Source organism: Chryseobacterium populi, assembly GCF_000282115.1.
GTDB classification, from domain to species: domain Bacteria; phylum Bacteroidota; class Bacteroidia; order Flavobacteriales; family Weeksellaceae; genus Chryseobacterium; species Chryseobacterium populi.
Genome location: NZ_AKJY01000064.1, coordinates 1 through 22,496, shown reverse-complemented (window position 1 = coordinate 22,496; position 22,496 = coordinate 1). Strand labels below are relative to the sequence as shown.

Here is a 22,496-nt window from a genome sequence, read left to right as displayed (position 1 = left end):
CCTTTCTTTTTGAGCATAAAAAAAAGACTGTCTCACTTTTGAGACAGCCTCTTTTTCATTAGCCCTGATAATAGGGATTTTTATTTACTGATCATTAATTTCTCAGATACTTTTTACTCATCTTTATTTCCCTGAATGGTATAAATGCCGGTAAGAAAATCAGACGGAAGTTCTGTTACAGCTATTATTTTAGGTGTGATTTATTCCAAACTGATGTCCCGCTTCATGTGCTACAAAGTCAATGATAAATGGATCTCCTACCGGATTTGCAGAACCGGTAACTCTCTGAGTTTTTAAATATTAAATGAGTATAATCAAAGTGATAAAAAAATACATTATATCATCATTTAAAATCAATCTATTTAGTTGTAAAACAATTGTAAAATAAATACAAAACATTCATTTTAAACTATTTATAAGTTTACTAAAACAATACACTTCTTTTACAAATCTTCTTAACATTCCAGATCTAATTTTACTTCAATAAAAAATTAATCATATGAAAAAGATTATATTACTGATAACAGTATCCGGAACTTTTATTGCATGTAAAAAGGGAGAAGCAACACCATCTCATATGGAAAAAGCAATACATTCTGCAGACAGTACAGCAACAGTTGTATCTGAAACCATTAATTCTGTAAACAATTCTGCCAATGCAATTTTCGACTCCGCCAGTATAAAAATAAAAAAGTTGGAAGAAACCGGAAATGAGGTTAAAAATAAAATTGAGGCCACCTCAAAAATTATTGATTCTTTATCAGAAAAAATCTCATCTGCAAAACTGGAAACAAAAGAAAATAAAAAGGATTCTACGGAAAGCATACCTGAAAAAGTAGTCGTTAATGTTCCCGTTCCGAAAGTGATTAAGGAAACTAAAGTTGTTTACAGAGATCAGCCTAAAAAAGAAAACTACGAGCTCAACGTTCCTAAAAACAAAATGGTGAAAACCGGTTATTTATCAATCAGCGTTGATGATGCAGAAGCCATTAAGGAAATGGTAAAAAAAGAGGTCAGAAAGAATAATGGCTATATCAAAAGTGAAGAACTGTCATATGTTGTAAAGGAACCTGTAAAAAATGAATCACTTTCCCATTCCGAAACCGATCAAAAAGTTTATTATCTGCAGATAAAAGTTCCGATTCAGAGTTTTGACACCCTGATAAACGAATTAAGTTATAATATTGGAGATATTGAGAATAAAAATATTGAAGTTACCGGGCACCATTACGAGGATAATACAATTTGTAATTTAACCGTTACCTTGACAGATAAAACAGGATCAGCCAAAGAGCCTGAAACATTTGGAGAAAAATCTTTTGCCGCTATTTCATCAGGCTGGAATGTTATTACTTCAATCTTCCTTTTCATTCTCCCGCTATGGCCATTATTTTTAATCGCAGGCATAGGCTATTACTTTTATAAAAAAAGAAATATTACTAATAAAAACACTCATTAGAGCCTAAAAAATGAAATTAAAAATTCAAAGTAAATCCTATAGGGAAAATCCTAAAAGTAAAAGGCTCCCGATCTGAGAGCCTTTTTATTATTTCATATTCACTACTTTATCCACCACATATTTTGTGTTTCCTCTCCATGGCAGGGCACCGTTGTATTCTTTATAATGAAGATCAAAGGTTTTGCCGCTGTTCAGTTCCAGCTGTTTAAAAACTTCAGGATCTGATACGGAAAACTCAAATTCATAACTGGTAATACTTCCCGTTTTTCCTCTTCCAAAACCTTCCTGAATCAGTTTGCCTTCATAGGTTTTGAAAACATAGCCTTTTTTAATTGCATAATTCAGGTAACCGGATTTCACTCCTTCCCCGAATACAAAGAAATATTTATACCAGATAAATACTCCCAGAAGCAATACAATGACTCCGAAGCTAATCCACAAAGATTTTTTCATAAGCAGTGTTTTTTAAATTTTATTTTGCAATACTTCTTGAAATTACAATTTTCTGGATTTCAGAAGTTCCTTCATAGATCTGAGTAATTTTTGCATCTCTCATCAATCTTTCTACGTGGTATTCTTTCACATATCCATATCCTCCATGAATTTGTACCGCTTCAATGGTAGTATCCATTGCTACCTGAGAAGCATATAATTTTGCCATAGCTCCGCTTTCAGAAATATCTTTTCCGGCATCTTTTTCTGCAGCTGCTTTAAAGCAAAGCATTCTTGCTGCAGTAATCTGAGTAGCCATATCAGCTAATTTGAAAGCAATAGCCTGGTGGTTGATAATTTCGGTTTTGAAAGCTTTTCTTGTCTTGGCATATTTAAGAGCCAGCTCGTAAGCACCTGAAGCAATTCCTAAAGCCTGGGAAGCAATCCCGATTCTGCCTCCGTTTAATACAGCCATTGCAAAGTTGAATCCAAAACCGTCTTCTCCGATTCTGTTTTCTTTAGGTACTTTTACATTGTTGAAAATCAAAGAATGGGTATCACTTCCTCTGATTCCCAATTTATCTTCTTTTACTCCTACTTCAAAGCCTTCCCAGCCTCTTTCAACAATAAATGCATTAATTCCTTTGTGTTTTTTCTCAGGATCAGTTTGTGCAATTACGATATAGTAAGACGCTGTACCTCCGTTGGTAATCCAGTTTTTGATCCCGTTTAAAAGGTAATAATCTCCCTTATCTTCTGCTGTCGTTTTTTGAGAGGTAGCATCAGATCCCGCTTCAGGCTCAGATAAAGCAAACGCTCCGATTACCTTTCCACTTGCCAATGGGGTAAGGTATTTTACTTTTTGCTCTTCAGAAGCGAATTTTTCAAGACCTGCACAAACCAATGAATTGTTTACAGACATTACAACAGCTGCAGAAGCATCAATCTTTGCAATCTCCTCCATAGCCAAAACATAAGAAACACTATCCATACCGGCTCCGCCGTATTTAGGATCTACCATCATCCCCAAAAGTCCCATTTCGCCCATTTTCTTTACTTGTTCAGTAGGGAATTTCTGGTCGCGGTCTCTTTCAATTACCTCAGGTAATAACTCGTTTTGTGCAAAATCCCTTGCTGCCTGCTGAATCATCAGCTGTTCTTCCGATAAATTAAAGTCCATAAAAATTGAATAATTAGATGGTCGTAAATTTACACTTTTTAAGCAAATCTGAAAAAATAATTGCTATTTGAAAATTATAGTGAGATGTATGCTATTTTTACAAAAATGCTTATATTTAGATTTCTTTAAAAATTACATAAAAAATTATGACGATCAAAAGATTATTCGATATACCACACTATGCTTTAGAAAAATATCCTAAAACGGATATGTTTGTAACCAAGTATCATGGGGAATGGAAAAAAACTTCTACACAAGAGTTTATCAATGAAGCCAATAAGATATCAAGAGGACTTTTAAAGCTGGGTATAAAACCGGGTGATAAAATTGCACTGATCACAACCAATTCCCGTACGGAATGGGCTATTGTGGATCTCGGACTTTCCCAGATCGGGGTGGTTTCCGTACCTGTTTACCCCAATATCTCCCCTGAAGATTACGAATTTATTTTCACGAATGCAGAAATACAGTATTGTTTTGTTTCTGACAAAGATTTGTTCAATAAAGTAATGAAGGTAAAACATAACATCCCTTCATTGCAAGGAATTTTTACTTTTGATACCATAAGCGGTGCAGCCAACTGGAAAGAAATATTAGATTTAGGAGAAGACGATTCTACCCAGATTGAAGTGGAAGAACTTTCCAACGCGATCAATTCTGAAGACCTGGCAACGATCATTTATACTTCAGGAACGACAGGAAAACCAAAAGGGGTAATGCTTACCCATCATAATATTGTTTCAAATGTCTTAGGCTCTATTCCGAGGATCCCTAAAAAGAAAAGCCTAGATTATAAAGAAGTCAGGGTATTAAGCTTCCTGCCTATCTGTCATATTTTCGAAAGAATGCTTTTTTACCTTTTTCAGTACAATGGTTTTTCCATTTATTTTGCAGAAAGCATTGATAAAATGGGAGAAAATGTAAAAGAGGTAAAGCCTCATTACATGAGCGTGGTACCGAGACTGGTAGAAAAAGTATATGATAAGATCTATAATACCGGATCTTCTGCAGGAGGGCTAAAATCAAAAATATTCTTCTGGGCTTTAAATTTAATTCAGAAAAAGAAAGAGGTTTCAAAACCATCGGGAATACAGGAAATTATTGCTGACAAACTGGTCTTTAAAAAATGGAGGGAAGGTTTAGGTGGCGAAATTATCACTTTAGTGTCCGGTTCAGCCGCTTTATCCACGAGATTGAATTTAATGTTTCAAAACGCCGGAATCCCTATCCTGGAAGGCTATGGATTAACGGAAACGTCACCGGTTATTTCTGTGAACAGTTTTGAAAAGATGAAAATCGGAACCGTTGGATTACCTTTAGACAATTTAAAAGTAAAAATACAGGAAGACGGTGAGATCACAGTAAAAGGGCCTTCCGTATTCAAAGGTTATTTTAAAAATGAAGAAACCTCTAAAGAAGCCTTTACAGAAGACGGATATTTTAAAACCGGAGATATAGGCCATATCGACAGTGATGGTTTTTTACAGATCACAGACCGTAAAAAAGAAATGTTTAAAACATCCGGCGGTAAATATATTGCTCCGCAAACTATAGAAAATCTTGCTAAAGCTTCTAAATTTATTGAGCAGATCATGGTAGTGGGTGACGGCGAAAAAATGCCGTGTGCATTGATACAGCCTGATTTTGAATTTGCTAAAAGCTGGGCTATGCGAAACAACCTGAGTATAGGCTCAACACCACAGGAAATTGCAAAAAGCCCTGAGCTGAAGGAAAGAATAGAAAAAGAGATCGAAGGAATTAATGAGCACTTAGGAAACTGGGAGAAAATCAAAAAAATTGAGCTTACTCCGGAAGTTTGGGCCATTGATACAGGACTTCTTACGCCTACTTTAAAGCTGAAAAGAAAAGCTGTGAAAGAAAAGTTTATGGATCTGTACAATAAGATGTATGACCATCACGAATAAAAACATGAGCCGCTTCATTTTGGAGCGGTTTTTTTGTAGACTGTGATGAACAGATTTTTAAGTTTTGTAAAGCCAATGGATGCTTTTTTTATTAAAGAGGCTGAAACCCGTTTCTATTGATCCGGATCTGTATTATTATTTATGAAGAAATCTGTCTGATTTAAACTTGAAATCTGTCTGAAACATTTTTAGGAGATCATTTAAGTACAAATAATCACGAATAGATTTCACGGATAACTCAATCTCATTGATCTAAAAACTAACACTATAAATTTATATTTTGGCTAAAGCTAAAGTTTTTACTTGTTAAGCGGGCTAAACCCCGTTCCTATGAATGCTTCATGACACAGATTATAAATAAAAAAAGCTGCTTCAGATTGAAGCAGCTTACTATTATTTAAACAATAATTTAGAACTTAATTACCGTTTTCATTCTTTCGTTTTCTTCATTTACCAATTCGTCATCAACAAGAATTTTTCCTGAATGCTCATCAATAATGATTTTCTTTCTCTGAGCAATTTCCATCTGCTTTTGAGGCGGAATTGTAAAGAATGATCCTTTCGGAGCTCCTCTTTCCAATCCTACTACCGCCAAACCGTTGATAGAGTTGGTTCTGATTCTGTTGTAAGAAGCTAATAATCTCTCATCGATTTTACCTGCATATTCTTTAGACTGCTCAATTAAATAGTCTTCTTCTTTCTGAGTTTCAGCGATCAGGCCATCCAGTTCTTCTTTTTTGAATTTCAGGTGGTTTTTTAAATCGTTGATTTTTGCATTCAATTCACTTAAAGTTTCATTTTTGTGAGCAATTTTAGCTCCGAATTCTTTAATTCTTTTTTCAGCAAGCTGGATTTCCAGATCCTGGAATTCAATTTCTTTACCTAATGCTTCAAACTCTTTATTGTTTCTTACATTATCTTGCTGAGATTTGTATTTTTCAATGAGAGTTTTTGCATGGTTGATTACTTCATGCTTGGTTTTTATCTGATCATCCTGATCTTTGATATCTGCGTGAAATTTATCAGCTCTTTTTTCAAGTCCTTCAATCTCGATTTCAAGATCTTCAACTTCAATTGGCAATTCTCCTCTTGTATTTCGGATTTCATCCAATCTTGAATCTATGATCTGTAAATCGTATAAAGCTCTTAATTTCTCTTCAACTGAAATATCGTTGGTTTTTGCCATATCTAAAGGAAATAATTTACTGGGTTTGTTTTTTCGCTAGATTTTGAGATTGCAAATGTACTAAATTTTTGTGATAAAATTTCAAATAATTGTTGAGTTACAAATTGTTCTGATTCATAATGACCTACATCGCAAATCAGCATTTTGGATTCTGCCAAAAAATAATCATGGTATTTGATATCTCCCGTAAGGTAAGCATCACATTTTCCGGATAAGGCAGATTGTATTCCGCTTGCCCCGGAACCACCAAGTACGCCTACCCTTTTGATTTTCTTATGGGTAAAATCGGAATGCTTAATCATTTCAAGATTAAATTTTTCTTTAACCAGTTTCAGAAAATCTTTTTCATCCATCGCCTCTTCCAGATCACCATACATTCCCAAACCTGAATATTGGTTTTGATTGTCCAGATGATAAACCTGATAAGCAACTTCTTCATAAGGATGAGCTGATTCCATTGCGGAAATGATCTGCCCTTGTTTATAGCTCTCAAAAATTACGGAAACCATATCCTCATCAGCATTTTCACGGATGTTTTGCTGTCCGGAAAACGGGTTTGAACCTTCAACGGGTCTGAAAGTGCCGTTTCCTCCGACTGTAAAACTACATTCATCATAAAACCCGATATTTCCTGCTCCAGCCGAAAAAAGGGCTTCTTTCAATACATCCGAGTGGTCTTTCGGAACAAAAACAGTTAATTGTTTCAGATTATTTTTTTTAGGCTGAAGAATTTTAAGATTTTTCAATCCAAGATGATGGCAGATTCCGGCATTCACTCCGAAAAAGTCGTTATCGAAAGCAGTATGGATAGCATAAATGGCAATTTTATTTTCCAGGGCTTTCAGAACTGCCCTTTCCACATAATTTTTCCCGGTTAAAGATTTTAATCCTGAAAAAATAATCGGATGAAAACATACTATCAAATTACAATTTTTATGGATAGCCTCATCTATTACATTTTCCAAAGCATCGTGACACACCAGGATCCCACTCACATTCCGGGTAGGAACTCCACACAGCAGACCTACATTATCAAAATCTTCTGCCTGTTGCAGAGGGATACGGGTTTCTATTTTTGAAATTACTTCGCTTATTGTCATTTTATTCTGTATGTTTGCTACGAAAATAGGGATAATTTGTTAATTTTAAAAAACAGAAAAATGGAAAAAGAACATAATCTTGTTCCCGAAGATAAGCTCTGGAAAAGATTTCTCTACCGGATTATTTATCGTTCCGATACTAAGCTCGGCCAATTATTTGACATTATTTTATTATCCTTAATCCTTTTAAGCACATTCATCATTATGATGGAAAGTGTACCCAAGCTTGACAAAAGGTTCCATCTTACTTTTGTTGTTCTTGAATGGATCATTTCTTTATTTTTTACGGTTGAGTATATGATGCGTATTGCTGTTGTAAGGAATAAGAAAAATTATATTTTCAGTTTTTTCGGGGTTATTGATTTTCTGGCCCTGGTTCCTTTTTATTTAAGTTTTTTCTTCCCGGTAACAAAATATTTTCTGATTTTCAGGATGCTTAGGATGCTGAGAATTTTCAGGATTTTCAATTTGCTTGATTTTATGAATGACGGTTACCTCATCGTAAGAGCATTGAAAAACAGCTCAAGAAAGATTTATATTTTCCTTTTATTTTTAATTATTTTTTCAGTGATTGTAGGATCCCTGATGTTTATGGTAGAAGGTGGAAGGCCCGGATTTGAAACCATTCCGCAATCTATTTACTGGGCAGTTGTTACCGTAACTACAGTAGGTTATGGTGATGTTTCCCCGATCACCCCGATGGGTAAATTTTTTGCAGTGATATTGATGCTCGCCGGTTATTCTATTATTGCAGTTCCTACCGGAATTGTAACGGCAGAAATGAGAAATAAAAGACAAAACCTTGAAAAGATCTGTGAACAGTGTGGAAATGAAGATATCGATGATGATGCAAGGTATTGTAAGCAGTGTGGCAAGAAATTGGCTTAGTATTTTATATCAAATTAATCTATTAACCCAATACCACAGAATCATGGAACCAACAAAGAAAAACAGTCCCAATAATTTAGTGAAAATACTTTTTGCACTGGTTATATTAATGATCATCATTTACTTTGTCCTAGTCATGTTTTTTCCTGCTGTTTTTGAACATATGAGCACGGGAGATATACAGCCTGTACCGAATAAATGAGTTATGAGTTATGAATTTTTATTGAGTAATATACAAAAAGACGGCTAACGCCGTCTTTTTGTATCAATGTGATTATTTATTTTTATTATTTTTTAATAGCTTTTATCGTTTGCTTTGAACCGTCTTTCATATTCAGGGTTACCAGGTATAATCCCGATTTAAGATCCCCTAAATGAAGCATTGAACCCGGATTATCTATTGTTTTTAATAGTCGTCCTGAAATATCAGAAACCGAAGCCGATTTTACATTGGTAGCATCTGAGATATTTAATATTTCAGCAAACGGATTCGGATGAATCTTGATATTATTTTTAGCATTTGAAACTTCAGAAGTACCTAAAGAATTTTTGTTGATGTTGATCGTAAATGCTCCTTCAGGATCATCTGTAAATCCACTATAGCTTCCTACGTTCACATAATATGTATTTCCTGTAAGAGTCTGTATAGAAATCGTTTCAGTATCACCCATACCTGTGCTATCCACCGTATCTTCACATGAAAAGCTTCCACAGCTTCCGCTGTACACTCCTATCTGAGGATCAAAATCACTTCCTGCAGGCATTGTAACGGTAATCTCAAATATTCCGCCATCTCCTACGAATGTAAACCATGTACCATCATTCATTCCGTTTGAGCAAGCATCTATTATTCCTGCATTATTCGTTGCACCGGCACCATCTGCCTGTATATAGGTATACGGGAAAGTAGTTGCCGCCAAAGCTCCTGAACAGTCATCATTTACCGGAGGTGGAGGATATGTTCCTACGCATATATCGAAACTCTGGTTACTTCCGGCATCGAAATAGCTGTAAACTCTTACATAATATGTTTCACCTACTGTAAGCCCGGAAACAGGAGAAGAATCAGCGTCTGAACACAGAATACTCGAAAGTGTACCACAAGCACCACTGAACACCTGGAAATATGTATCTTCATCATCCGGAGTACTTCCCACAGACATTATATTAGTAAGTGAAATTTTATGGCTGGTAGCAGTTGCTACAAATTTATACCAAACATCATCATCAGGATTACCATAACAAGGGTCAGGGATTAACCCGGAGTCAGTAGCACCGATAGTGTAGCCTGAAGTTACAGTCCCACAATTCAGATCAGAATTAACAGTCAATGTAATTGCACCTGCACAATCGTCATTGGCAGGAGCCGGCGGAGCTGACTTAAACATTACTTCAGAACATCCTGTTGATTCACCGCCTGTACCTACTCCAATTACCCTAAGGTAATAGTTGGTATTTGGACTAAGTGGTGTGGATGGGCTAAATGTATTGGTTGTTACAGACTGCTGATTCACAATATCTGTACCTCCAGGGGTTGTTCCTATTGAGATTTTGTAGCTTGTTGCCCCTGCAACATTATTCCAGGTAATCGTTGGTGATAAAGGGATAAATGTAGCATTATTCATTGGATATGTGATCAGCGGACAAGCCGGAATCGGACTTGGAGTTAATCCAACAAGAGTAATAACCGATTTATAGCCAACTAGGTTTCCATCCGGTGGAGAAGCAGGATCCGGGTTGGTAGGATCGCTTCGGTAATAAATAGTTGAATTGGGTGCGGAGTTATACACATAAAACGCCTCATCACTATTGTCATAATTCGGAGAATTTTCTTCTGCAGCTACTACCAGATTATCAGTGTTATTGTATGCAAATGGTGTTGCAAAAGTAACTTCTACCACTCCGTTTGCATTGGTAACAGTTCCGGCATATACCTGTGTAAGCTGAGTAACCGGGATCCAGTCTGTTTCAGATGTAAAATTGGACTTTGAAGTGTGTCCTAAATAAACCACCCAGTCTGATGAGTTGGCCAGAGATAATGAAGGGTCAAGATAAAATTTAAGCCCTGTAATGTTTCCGGCGGCATCGGCATTAATTTCCTGTTTAGGAAAAATCTGCTGGACATAAGAATATCCATAATAGCTACTTATTGGAGCAACTCCAACATCAGTACTTCCTGTACCCAAATCGATCTGGGCATGTAAAGCCATGCTTAACGTTAGTAAACATGAAAGTAAAAATTTTGTCATAAATCAGTATATTTTGCTTTTCAGTTCACTAAATTAATAATAATATACCAATATCTATGAATATCTATGAAAAAAAATAACAGCTAAGTTCTTTAGCTGCTATAATTATTTGCAAATCAAATTGATTTTTATTTTTTGATTGCTTTTATTGTCTGTTGAGTACCGTCTTTCATTTCAAGAGTTATCAAATACATTCCCTGTTTCAAGTCTCCTAATTGAAGAGCTGAAGAAGGATTGCTGATCGTTTTCACCCATCTTCCCGCAGCATCAGAAACAGAAACTGATTTCACAAGTTCTGCTTTTGAAATATTCAGTATACCAATGAAAGGATTCGGATATGCCTTAATGCTTTCTTTTATTCCTGAAACTTCAGATGTTGCCAGTACAGATTCTATTTTAAAGTTATCGATAAAAAAATCATAATTTTCGGGATCATCTACTGAACCATCAGAAGCATACAATGCAAAAACCGTATTCGCTCCCGTATAAGATGTTAAATCAAAAGAATATGTAGTAGAGATATTGGATGGTGTATTCGCTGCATCCCATGTCTGCAGAACGGTCCATGTAATTCCTCCGTCACCGGATACCAGAAACTGAATCACATCATCAGATCCCATACTGGAAGAGGTCGTACTCATTGATGTTGTAACTCCATAATCAAATTTAACACTGTAACCTCCCGCAGACAGATCAAAAGGAACTGTTTTCAGCCATGCTGCAGTATCATTAGAAGAAAGATTTATTTTTGCGGCCCCATCATTTCCGGTATTCAGGAAATAATCTCCCCACCAATGCATAATATTACCTGTAGAACCTGTAGCAGGATTACCACCGGAAGCTTGTTTCCAGCAGTTTCCGGGGAAGCCTGTAAAATCATTAATATAAGAAGGTATTTCGGCAGCACATTCGGTGTCAAATGATATCCCCAACGACCATCCGCTTTTATCAGAAGTGCTGCATACCGACCTGACCCAGGCATAATAAGTAGTGGCAGGTATCAGTCCTGACAACTGTGCAGATACAGAATTTGGCCCGACACTACCTGTAGCTGCAGTGGAGCTTGTTGGCACCGTATTCGTCGGAGAAATGTAATATTCGTAACCAACTCCAATTGTACTGGCAGGTGCTGTCCAGGAAATAGTAGCTGAATTTGATGTAACTGCACTTAATGATAAATTATCTGGGGCAATACAGCTGGGAAGAGCCCCAATTGCCACCGTATAATCATGCACTTCTCCATTGCCTACGAAATTGCAGGGAATCGGAGGTTCTATATAACGGTCCGCCACCCTCATCCGGTAAGTGCCGGGAATAGCCGTTGAAGGAATAGCTATTATTCCATCAGTAGTTGTCACTATGCTACTTCCTTCAGCAACCAATTCCGGGGCCATATCATCAAAAGTCCCGTTATTGTCAAAATCAATCCAGATACGTACATACTGGTCTGAAAAGCCATGTGTAATAGAAAAGGGATAATTAATTCCTGCATTTAAATTAATAGTTTGTGAGGTATAATCTCCATAAGACTCCGGAGAGCACCCGGTATCATTGTGACTAAACCCGGCCGAAGGAATTTCAAAGCTGTTGATTACATCTCCGGAAATGCAACCATTTGTAAATTCAGGGGTACAGTAAGTCTGGGCAAATACACACGCTCCAGCTGCCAGAAAGTTTACTAGTAAAATTTTTTTCATCATGTTAAAAAATTAGACAATAAACTTATTAAAAACACAAATAAAAACCACAAATGTTGAAAAAATATTAAAAATTAACTCAAAAATAGGATTTAATTAATGTCATAATCATAAAATCATATTATTTATAACATTTTTCAGGCAATCAATTAATCGAAGACCCGGCATTCCCATGCCAAATACTATTAAAAAACATAAAAGTGGCTGCCTTTTGGGCAGCCACTTATAAATTATCATTTAATAAAGATTATTTCTTGATGACTTTAACAGTCTGTTTTGATCCGTCTTTCATTTCAAGAGTTACCAAATACATTCCCTGTTTCAAGTTCTCTAATTGAAGAGCTGAAGAAGGATTGCTGATCGTTTTCACCAATCTTCCCGCAACATCGGAAACTGAAACTGATTTCACAAGATCTGCTTTTGAAATATTCAGTACATCAGTGAAAGGATTCGGATATACTTTTATGCTATTCTTGTTATTAGAAACTTCAGAAGTACCTAATTGTAAAGAGGCATCGTAAGCAGAAATCTGGAACTGACCGTCGTTTCCTCCACCAGCATTAGAATATCTCCATAAGCTTACATATAATACTGCACCTGGAGTCTGACCTGTTAAAGAAACTTTAGAGAAGTTTCCGTTTCCTCCATCATCATCACATGCTATAGAATTTCCACCTGTACAATCTGTAAATACAGACATTACAGTATCCGTTAATAAAGTTCCTGTAACAGTATCTGTTTCTATAGTGATACTACCTGAAGCAGGAACTGTAACGGTATACCAAACGTTACCTGCCACGTTCGTAGGAGTTGACAGACAACCGGCACCTAAAGCTGAAGAATTTGTAGATCCTGATGTAGTTCCTGTTACTGCATTCTGTGCAAAATTTCCTCCTGCAACTAAAGCAATAGCACCTGAACAGTCATCATTAGCCGGTGGCAATGCAAGAGTAGTAAATGATGTCTGTATCCAAATACTGTTAGCAGTAGTAGTACAATTAGATCTTACCCAGGCATAATAAGTAGTCTGAGGAGTGAGAGGGCCAAGATCAGCTGTTGTTAAGTTGGTCGTTGTACCGGATGCAGGCGCTACATTCGTCGTTGTAAATGCATATTCATATCCGTTAGGAGCTGTAGCAGGGGCAGTCCATGAAATAGTAGCTCCTACAGTTGTAATATTAGATACTGTCAAAGCAGAAGGCTCAGTACAAGCCGGTGTTACATCGATACTGATGTTATCTACATACAATCTGTTCATATCTGCATCAGAGTATGCATTAAATCCGAAGTAATATACCCCTGACACTGAAGGAGTGAAATCAATCATTTCCGCAACCGCAGTGCTTCCGTTGGTAATATTCGGATAATCTGCTAAAACAGTTGTCATTGATGCACTGGCAGCAGCAGTACCATAAGCAACTTTCATTTTTTCAGGGTACGTTGTTCCGCTGGCATTTCCATAGATATATTTTATTCTGTATGAAGTACCTGCAGTAAGGTTGATTCCTTGGGTGTAGAACCATGCATTAGCTGCGTTAGTACTGTTATAAGTATAGTTCAATACTTTTGTGTTGAAGCTTCCGCTACCAGGCGAATAAGTTGTCCAGTTATTACCTGTTCCTGCATTTTCAGAAGCAGTACAAGCCGGTAAAGCCGGAGTTGTTGCAGTTTCAAAATCCTGGGTGTAAGGAACCCCGGTTGAACCACACACAGTTGAGAAATTTCTCACTGTACAAGATGCTGATGTACTTGTAGCACTTGCTGCATTCACTGTATAGTAATAAGTAGTTGACATATTTAATGGAGTAGAGAACGTATAGGCAGTAACGTTTCCTAAATCCTGGTTATTAATTATATCTGTTCCTCCTGAAGTAGTTCCTACTGTCAATTTATAAGTAGTAGCACCTGTTACCGCATCCCATGTAATTGTAGGAGTTGTAATCTGTCCATTTGCTCCTGCAGTTGGTGCAGTTACTGTAGGACAAGGAATAACTTTTGTAGTGAAAGATCTCTCCGTACAACCTGTTGAAGATACTCCGGCGTTGTAAGAACTTACCGTGTAATAATATTGCTTTTCATAATCTAAAGCTGTAGCAATAGCATAAGTTGTAACGTTTCCTACATCCTGATTATTCAGAATATCAGTTCCACCAGGAGTAGTTCCCATAGATATCCTGTATCCCGTAGCATTATTCACTGCTGCCCAGGTAATTGAAGGCGTTACAGAAACTCCTGTAGCATCTGCAGCCGGTGCAGAAACAGTAGGACAGGCAGGAATAGCACTAGGATTTAATCCTAAGAATGTAACCACCGATTTATTAGCACTGCGTGATCCGGTAGGAAGTGTTCCGGCAGGGTCAGGGTTTGTAGTATCATTTCTATAGTACAGGGTGTTGTTTGAAGTTGCCGCATACATATACATTGCTTCAGAGCTACCATTGGAATCATATCCTGCTTTATTTTCTTCAGCAGCAATAACGAGGTTATCTGTGTTGTTATAAGCGAAAGGAGTTGTAAATGTTACTTCGATTACTCCGGAATTGTTAGTTACAGTTCCGTCAAAAACCTTTGTTAAATTCGCCAATGGAATCCAATCTGATGTTGAAGAAAAGGTAGTTTTATTGGTATGACCAATATATACCACCCAGGTGTCCGAATTAGCAATTGAAGCTGTGGCTGATAAATAAAATTTAAGTCCGGTAATGTTTCCCGCAGCGTCTGCGTTGATTTCCGACTTAGGAAAGATTTGCTGTACATAAGAATACCCGTAATAGGTACTTATAGGAACAGCCGTTCCCGTAGTTGTTCCGCTACCCAGAGTGATCTGAGCATCCGCGAATGTGGCCATTAAAAAAAACAGACACAATAGTAGAAGTTTTTTCATGCTTAGTAAAATTAAAATTGGGAGATAAAAGTAAAAAAAAATTTTACCTAAAACCATAAAATTTCACAATTTTTTAATAAAAAAAATACATTATTTCATTTTTTTTACATAATTTAAACGATCATTTAAAAAAAATTATAATATCAACAATCATTGAATTAATATAAACAGTTGATTATTAAATTATTATAAAAAATAACTCTAATATTTATTTGATAAAAATTTCTTATTTAACATAAAAAAATAATTAAATAATTCCTTAATATTTGATTAATCTTTAAATGGTAAAAACAAAAAAAAGTGGCAAAAAGCCACTTTTTCTTCTTTTCCAACTGTATCTAATTCAGATAAAACTCATACTTATTGAGCAGCTGGATTTCTTTAATCAGATCTCCGTTCAAATCAACTGAATGCTTCATCGACTGTACTTCTATCTGGGAATTATCTTCTATATCTTTAATAAATATTTTAAACCTCTGGTTTCCTTTATTTTTATCGAGTACGGTTCTGAAAAATTCCAGATCTTCCGGTCTGAAATCCATAACGTCCATTACCAGGGAAATGCTTTTTGCAAATCGTTCAAAGGCTTCCTGTAATTCAATAACGTCATTTACATTCACAAAAACACGTCCGTCTTTCACCTGGGCAAATTTTATTTTCAGAATAACAAACCTCTGCACCTCAAGCTTTTCTTTCAGCTTCATATAATCCCTGTCTCCCAATCTGAAAGAATATGATCCCGAATAATCTTCTAAGGTCACAAAAGCCACTTTCTCACCGCTTCTGAAACCATCCTGAACCCTATATTCCGTGATCAGGCCGGCAACTGTATATTCTTTACCACCACCGCCGTTTTCTCTCTCCTTCTGAATCTGTTTCCAGTCTTTTTTCTTTTCTTCAAACAATTCTTCCTGCTTATTGGCAAAAGCCTGCTCTTTATAAACATCTACTTCATCAAGATTCAGAAATTGGAAAACACCTTTAGGTTCCGCTCTTTTCTTGACTTCTTCTATAATTTCCTCTTCACCGTTAACCAGATCATCAGAAACAATTTCAATAAGGTCAGTGACTTCATCAGAAGAGTCCTGTTCCAGAATCGGAGCTTCATCCACAACTGCTTTTTCACCTTCTTCTTTTTCAAGAACAGCTTTTTTAGAAAGTTGCCCCTGCATAAACTGAAACTGATATTTAAATTCATCCAGTGGATGTGCTGAAAGATAGAATCCGATGATTTCTTTTTCTTTATTAAGCTTATGCATATTCGGCCACTCGGGGCAAGGTGCCAGTTTTGGCTGTTCAATCTGTACTTCTTCCGCAAAATCGGCAAACAGGGAATTTTCCATCTCATTTTTACTCTCCTGAAAGCTTTGTCCATACCTGATCAATCTTTCCAGATTGGTTCTGCCCGCCATATCAATATCAAAGTACTGACCTCTGTGAAAAGAATCCAGTTCGTCGAAAGCTCCTGCCAGCACTAAACTTTCCGCAACTCTCTTATTCATCTGAGAAGGCATTATTCTTTCAAAGAAATCATAAATATTTTTAAACCTTCCGTTTTCCCTTTCCTTTGTAATTGCTTCACTCGGACCCTCCCCGATTCCTTTAATGGCCCCCAATCCGAAACGGATCTGCCCTTTTTCGTTTACAGAGAATTTATACTGGGATTCATTAACATCAGGTCCTAAAACATCTACTCCAATACTTTTACAATCTTCCATGAACATCGTAATCGAATCTGTATTGTTGATGTTATTACTCATTACACTCGCCATATATTCGGCCGGATAATTGGCTTTCAGAAATGCGGTCTGATAAGCAATTAAAGCATAACAGGTAGAGTGGGATTTATTGAAGGCATATTCTGCGAAAGCTTTCCAGTCATTCCATATTTTTTCCAGTCTTTCTTCATTCAGGTTATTTTTTCTTCCTCCTTCAATGAATTTAGGGTACATTTTATTCAGGACATCAATCTGCTTTTTTCCCATCGCTTTTCTCAACGTATCGGCTTCACCTTTTGTAAAGTTCGCAAGTTTTTGGGATAAAAGCATTACCTGCTCCTGGTAAACGGTAATCCCGTAGGTTTCTTTTAAGTATTCCTCAGTTTCCGGTAAATCGTAAACAATTTCTTCAATACCGTGCTTTCTATTAATAAAGTTTGGAATATATTTAATCGGCCCCGGACGATATAAGGCATTCATAGCAATAAGATCGGCAAAAACCGTTGGTTTAAGCTCCCTCATATACTTTTGCATTCCGGGGCTTTCATACTGGAAAATCCCTACTGTTCTTCCTTCTTTAAATAACTGATAGGTTTTCGCATCATCAAGCCCGATCTCATCAGGATTAATATCAATTCCATGTCTTTGTTTAACTAATTTTAAAGCGTCTTTAATAATCGTCAAAGTTCTCAGTCCCAGGAAATCCATCTTCAGAAGACCCGCACTTTCCGCCACCGAGTTGTCAAACTGTGATACCAGAATATCAGCATCTTTGGCAGCAATAGTCACAGGAACCAGGTTACTTACATCTTCCGGCGTAATAATTACCCCACAAGCATGAATCCCTGTATTCCGAATACAACCTTCCATCTTTTTTGCACTTGCCAGAACATCATGCCGCGGATCTGCAGGGCTGTCAAGAACAAACCTCATTTCATCAACAAGCATCTGTTCTTCAGGTTTTAGCTTATCATATTTAGCTAAAGCTTTCGCAATATTCATTCCCGGTGTGGAAGGAATAAGCTTAGCAATATTATTCGTATCCGGAATAGGCACATCAAGAACCCTTCCTGCATCTTTAATAGCAGATTTCCCACCTAAAACGGAGTAAGTAATAATCTGTGCCACCTGGCTCTGCCCATATTTTTCAATAACCCATTTGATAATCCTGTCCCTTCCTTCATCATCAAAATCAATATCAATATCGGGCATGGAAACCCTCTCCGGATTCAGGAACCGCTCAAAAAGGAGATCATATTTAATAGGGTCTACATTCGTAATTCCGATACAGTAAGCTACTGCGGAACCTGCAGCCGATCCCCTTCCAGGGCCAACCCAAACTCCCATATTCCGGGCTTCATTACAGAAATCCTGTACAATCAGGAAATAACCGGGATATCCAGTATTAGCAATTACATCCAATTCGAAATCAAGACGCTCTTTTATTTCATCAGTAATTCCTGTTTCTACATATCTTTTTCTTGCTCCTTCATAAGTTAGGTAGGTAAGATAAGCCATCTCTCCCCGCTTTCCGCCGTCAACATCATCCTCAGCATGAATAAACTCTTCCGGAATATCAAACTTCGGCAGGAGCACATCTCTTTTTAAAGTATAAGGTTTAAATTTCGCTGTAAATTCCTCATATGCTTCAAAAGCATCCGGGTAAGCCAGAAATGCCTCTTTAATTTCGTCCGAATTTTTAATATAATATTCCCCGGTTGCAAGGCCTCTTCTTTTACCAAAGCCTTTCCCAACGGGTGTTGTTAATTTTTCACCATCTTTGATGCAGCTTACAATATCCTGAATATTGGAATCATCTTTATCCGTATAAAAAGTTTCATTCTGGGCCAGAATTTTTACATTGTATTTATCTGCCAGATATAATAAAACTTCATTTAAATGTTCTTCTTCAGGAAGCTTATGGTTTTGAATCTGCACGTAAAAATCATCTTCAAACGTATCTTTCCACCATTTGAAAAGCTCCTCCCCCTTTTGCTCACCCGTATTTAAGATAGCATCCGGAATATCTCCAAATATTCCTGATGTCAGGGCAATTACCCCTTCTTTATACTGAGCAATCAGATCCCGGCTAATCCTTGGGACACCGAAATAGAAACCTTTTAAGAAACCTATACTTGAAAGTTTCGCCAGGTTTTTATAGCCATTAAAATCTTTCGCCAAAAGTACAACCTGCGTTCTTCTGTCCGGATCATCCTTAGTAAACTGTTTCTGCTCGTAACGATCTGAAATATAAAATTCACAGCCAACAACAGGAATCAAAGGTTCTGATACAGGTTCTGGTTCGTTAAACTCTGTACCGTTTTCTTCAGCTTCCTGTTTTTTTTCTAAATACTCTTTATATTTTTTTGCACGGTCTCCATTGGCCCCTTCCACCGCTGAAACGAATTTAAAGGCACCCATCATATTTCCCAGATCCACCATTCCGACAGCCGGGAAATGATCATCCGAGGCTTTTTTGATCAGATCATTGATACTGGATGTGGCAGACAATGTTGAAAAAACACTATGATTGTCGAAATTGAAATATTTACCGAGATCAATTTCGTCAATACTTCCAAAATCCTGCTGTTTTTTCTTATTATTGAAATCCGCAACCTGTCTTCTGATAACAATGCTGAAAGGTTTTACCGGATCAGGGTAAAGTGTTTTAAAGTACGCAAGCTGATCTTCCGAAGTTTTTAAAACCTCAGCTGGAATTACCCCGATCCTCATCATTTCGAAGAAAACCTGAGCTGTTGCATTCACGTCGGCGGCTGCATTGTGTGCCTCATCAAACTTATGACCATATAGCTTTTCGTAAAGCTCTTCCAGTTTCGGAGGCTTGAATCTTCCGCCACGGCCACCGCCAAGCTGACAAAAATCTGTACCCAGAATCATGGTATCGGCTCTTGGCTTTTCCTGAAGATTGTCCTTAATATTTTTCCTGTAAAATTCTGCCCCGACGATATTATAATCAAACTCAACATTATGTCCGGAAACGACCCTTACTTTATCTAAAACTTTTGCAAATTCTTCCAGAATCTCCTGCAGATCCCGACCTTCTTCATTAGCAATCTTCGTGGTAATCCCGTGGATTCTTGCTGCATTAAAGGGAATATCATACCCTTCAGGCTTTATTATATAATCCTGGTTTTCAATTAAATTTCCGTCATCATCATGCAGTTGCCATGCAATCTGTACCATTCTTGGCCAGTTGTCTGAATCTGAAAGCGGAGCATTGAAATTTTTTGGTAATCCCGTGGTTTCGGTATCAAAAACTAAATACATATAATTTTCTAACTTTTATATAAAAAGAGAATGTAAAGTTACTTCATTTTTTTATAAAAACTCAGTATCGGATATAAAAGGACAGCTATATTTTTTGTTAAAATTTAAAATATAAATCAAAATGACAAATAATATTAAAAACAAACATAAAACCAAACAATAAATAATAAAATGAAATATTATCTAAATTAATTTTAATAAAAAATACATATTATTAAAATTTTAACAAAATAAATATTGCACAATATTTCGCTTTTTCTAGATTTGCTAGATAACAAAAACACTTTATGAAAAAACATTTATTCCTGGCGGGCTTATTGACCGCTACATTCGTAGCCGCACAAAAAAACAGCGCATTAATGCGTGATTTTGAAAAGCAGAACAATGAAAGCAACCAAAAGTTTGATGTATATATTACCAAAAACTACGGATCCGGAAAAGACCTTAAAACCGGGAAGGAAATTGAGGACAAAAGGGCAAATCTTGCAGGATTTTTAGGAAATATCCCTTATTTTTATGAAGCTCACAACATCGATCAGATCAAAAATTCAAATTCTGACTTTCTTCAAAACGGAACGATTGCGGGACTGAACGGGTCTTTTAACGGGGAGAACATTAAATTTACCATATTTGATGGCGGAAGAGTATATGCTGCTCACAACGTATTCAACAATGCAACAGGCCGAATTACCAATAAGGAAGCCACCACAATGAATTACAGTGCCCACGCAACAGCGGTTTCCAGCTTCATTGGAGGCAAAGCGTACACCTCATCCGGAAAAAATATCCAGGGTATCGCCAAAAATTCTACTATTGAGTCCTATGCATTTATGAAGTCTATTCTGCCAGGAGACCCTTCGGAAAGCATTGTTTTTCAAAAAATACTGAAAGCCCAGCCTAAAATATCCAATCATTCCTATGGGACTAATATGGGATGGGATTACCGTCCTATCAATGGATCATATACATGGATATGGACAGGATATTACAGTAATGGAACATCTTATGATCTACAGGGGACTTACTATCAAAATGATAAAAATTATGATCAGATTGTATATAGTAATCCTTCCTATATTATTGTAAAATCTGCCGGTAATTCATATGGAATGCTTCCTTCTGCATTCGTGACAAAATACTACCAAGATTCAACAGGAAAACTTGTTAAATTCAGTTTCTCAGATCCTTTGCCGCCAAAAAACTGTAAAGACGGATACGATTGCATTGGTACAGGTTCATTAGCCAAGAATATTATTGTAGTAGGTGCATCAGATATCATTACCACCAATGGCGGAAGATATTCTAATGCATCCAGTGTGGTTCATTCTTCTTACAGTAGCGCAGGACCAAGAGATGACGGAGGTATCAAGCCGGACATTACTACAGTTGGTACTAATGTTGGGCATGCTTCAACTGCTGAAAACACTACAGGGAGCACAACTTATGGTACAGGTAACGGAACTTCTTACTCAGGACCTGTTGTAACCGGGATTATCGGACTTTGGACACAAATCAACAAACAATTATTTAATGGTTCAGAATTCAATGCCGCTTCGGCAAAAGTCCTTACGATCCACTCTGCATCCGAAGCTGGAACCGTAGGTCCGGACCCGCATCATGGATGGGGCTTTATCAATGCTAAAAAGGGAGCTGAGCTGTTGGTAGGGAAATCTAACGGAACTGTTATATTTACAGATGAAACCTTAAACAGCGGAACTGCCAACAATAAAACAATTACCGCTTCGGGCAATGAACCTCTTAAAGTAACCATCTCCTGGATTGACCCCGCTTACAATCACCCTGATTATCAAACTTTTCAAGAAGCACACAATATAAGAACATCTAATCTGGTTAACGATCTGGACCTGAGAATTATTGACATTACCAACAATACAGTCTACTATCCCTGGAAACTGAATGTCAGCAGCCCGATGACCACCGCCACAAAAGCTGATAATAAGGTAGATAATGTAGAACAGGTAGTTATTGATGCTCCAACTGCAGGAAGAAGCTACAGGATAGAAGTTTCCAATAAAGGGACTCTGGTAAATGATTCCGGAGCCAGTGCTCCCCAGAATTATTCGATCATGGTAACAGGTCACAGCAACCAGCAGATAACAAGCCCTAAAGCAGCCACCAATGAAAAATCCCTGATCAGCAATATTAGCATTGCTCCTACTGTAACAAAAAATACAGTTAACATACTGAATGCCCCGGAAAAGTCAACATTCAACCTATATGATTTATCAGGAAAAAAACTGCATAACGGAACCTTCAGCCGCAAAACAGAAACTGTAGATCTTTCATCTTATCCTAATGCAATATATATTATAGAAATCATTACAGGAAAAGAAACTATTTCTAAAAGAGTGATTAAAGAATAGCAGATCCATATTTTTACTTTCAAACCGTTTTCACAAATTGTGGAAGCGGTTTTTTTTGACATCTGCAAAAAATAACAAAATAATATGACTTAAAAATACCCCAAAC

General features: G+C 36.9%; 13 protein-coding genes. 4 read left to right on the top strand and 9 right to left on the bottom strand.

What is annotated here, in order from left to right; genetic code table 11:
• Positions 1–189: 189 nt before the first annotated feature.
• Positions 190–243 carry a zinc-dependent metalloprotease family protein gene (locus tag PMI13_RS21610; protein WP_238536319.1) on the bottom strand — a complete coding sequence of 18 codons (54 nt, stop codon included), beginning with the start codon at positions 241–243 and terminating at the stop codon, positions 190–192.
• 256 nt (positions 244–499) lie between these two features.
• Here PMI13_RS21610 and PMI13_RS14965 point away from each other — a divergent pair, with 256 nt between their 5' ends.
• Positions 500–1,459, top strand: coding sequence for a DUF4349 domain-containing protein (locus PMI13_RS14965; protein WP_007845156.1), 960 nt, complete (start codon positions 500–502; stop codon positions 1,457–1,459).
• An 87-nt stretch (positions 1,460–1,546) separates the two neighbouring features.
• Here PMI13_RS14965 and PMI13_RS14960 read toward each other — a convergent pair whose 3' ends face one another.
• Together PMI13_RS14960 and PMI13_RS14955 are read right to left on the bottom strand one after the other, a co-directional pair.
• On the bottom strand, positions 1,547–1,912 hold the full coding sequence (locus PMI13_RS14960; protein ID WP_007845155.1) for a hypothetical protein: 366 nt from the start codon (positions 1,910–1,912) through the stop codon (positions 1,547–1,549).
• A 19-nt stretch (positions 1,913–1,931) separates the two neighbouring features.
• Complete coding sequence (locus tag PMI13_RS14955) at positions 1,932–3,071, bottom strand: acyl-CoA dehydrogenase (RefSeq protein WP_007845154.1); 1,140 nt, start codon at positions 3,069–3,071, stop codon at positions 1,932–1,934.
• Between the two features lie 146 nt (positions 3,072–3,217).
• Between PMI13_RS14955 and PMI13_RS14950 the strand changes: the two genes are divergently transcribed.
• Positions 3,218–4,996, top strand: coding sequence for an AMP-dependent synthetase/ligase (locus tag PMI13_RS14950; RefSeq protein WP_007845151.1), 1,779 nt, complete (start codon positions 3,218–3,220; stop codon positions 4,994–4,996).
• A 409-nt stretch (positions 4,997–5,405) separates the two neighbouring features.
• Here the strand turns inward: PMI13_RS14950 and PMI13_RS14945 are convergent, their stop codons facing one another.
• Together PMI13_RS14945 and PMI13_RS14940 are read right to left on the bottom strand one after the other, a co-directional pair.
• A complete protein-coding gene (locus PMI13_RS14945) occupies positions 5,406–6,182 on the bottom strand; it encodes a zinc ribbon domain-containing protein (protein WP_007845143.1) in 777 nt (258 codons plus the stop codon).
• 2 nt (positions 6,183–6,184) lie between these two features.
• Complete coding sequence (locus PMI13_RS14940; RefSeq protein WP_007845142.1) at positions 6,185–7,282, bottom strand: Nif3-like dinuclear metal center hexameric protein; 1,098 nt, start codon at positions 7,280–7,282, stop codon at positions 6,185–6,187.
• 60 nt (positions 7,283–7,342) lie between these two features.
• Between PMI13_RS14940 and PMI13_RS14935 the strand changes: the two genes are divergently transcribed.
• Positions 7,343–8,170 carry an ion transporter gene (locus PMI13_RS14935; RefSeq protein WP_007845141.1) on the top strand — a complete coding sequence of 276 codons (828 nt, stop codon included), beginning with the start codon at positions 7,343–7,345 and terminating at the stop codon, positions 8,168–8,170.
• Positions 8,171–8,457: 287 nt separating this feature from the next.
• Here the strand turns inward: PMI13_RS14935 and PMI13_RS20720 are convergent, their stop codons facing one another.
• From PMI13_RS20720 to dnaE, 4 genes are all read right to left on the bottom strand, one after another.
• On the bottom strand, positions 8,458–10,419 hold the full coding sequence (locus PMI13_RS20720; RefSeq protein ID WP_007845140.1) for a T9SS type A sorting domain-containing protein: 1,962 nt from the start codon (positions 10,417–10,419) through the stop codon (positions 8,458–8,460).
• A 128-nt stretch (positions 10,420–10,547) separates the two neighbouring features.
• Positions 10,548–12,119, bottom strand: coding sequence for a GEVED domain-containing protein (locus PMI13_RS14925; protein ID WP_034670686.1), 1,572 nt, complete (start codon positions 12,117–12,119; stop codon positions 10,548–10,550).
• A gap of 244 nt (positions 12,120–12,363) precedes the next feature.
• On the bottom strand, positions 12,364–15,000 hold the full coding sequence (locus PMI13_RS14920; protein WP_157158222.1) for a T9SS type A sorting domain-containing protein: 2,637 nt from the start codon (positions 14,998–15,000) through the stop codon (positions 12,364–12,366).
• A 338-nt stretch (positions 15,001–15,338) separates the two neighbouring features.
• The gene (gene dnaE, locus PMI13_RS14915; RefSeq protein WP_007845137.1) at positions 15,339–20,006 is read right to left on the bottom strand and encodes a DNA polymerase III subunit alpha; all 4,668 of its coding nucleotides are present in this window, start codon (positions 20,004–20,006) and stop codon (positions 15,339–15,341) included.
• Positions 20,007–20,293: 287 nt separating this feature from the next.
• On the opposite strand from dnaE, the gene PMI13_RS14910 reads away from it, so the two are divergent.
• Positions 20,294–22,390 (top strand): S8 family peptidase, encoded by a 2,097-nt coding sequence (locus tag PMI13_RS14910; RefSeq protein WP_007845136.1) that lies wholly within the window; start codon positions 20,294–20,296, stop codon positions 22,388–22,390.
• The last annotated feature ends 106 nt before the right edge of the window (positions 22,391–22,496 follow it).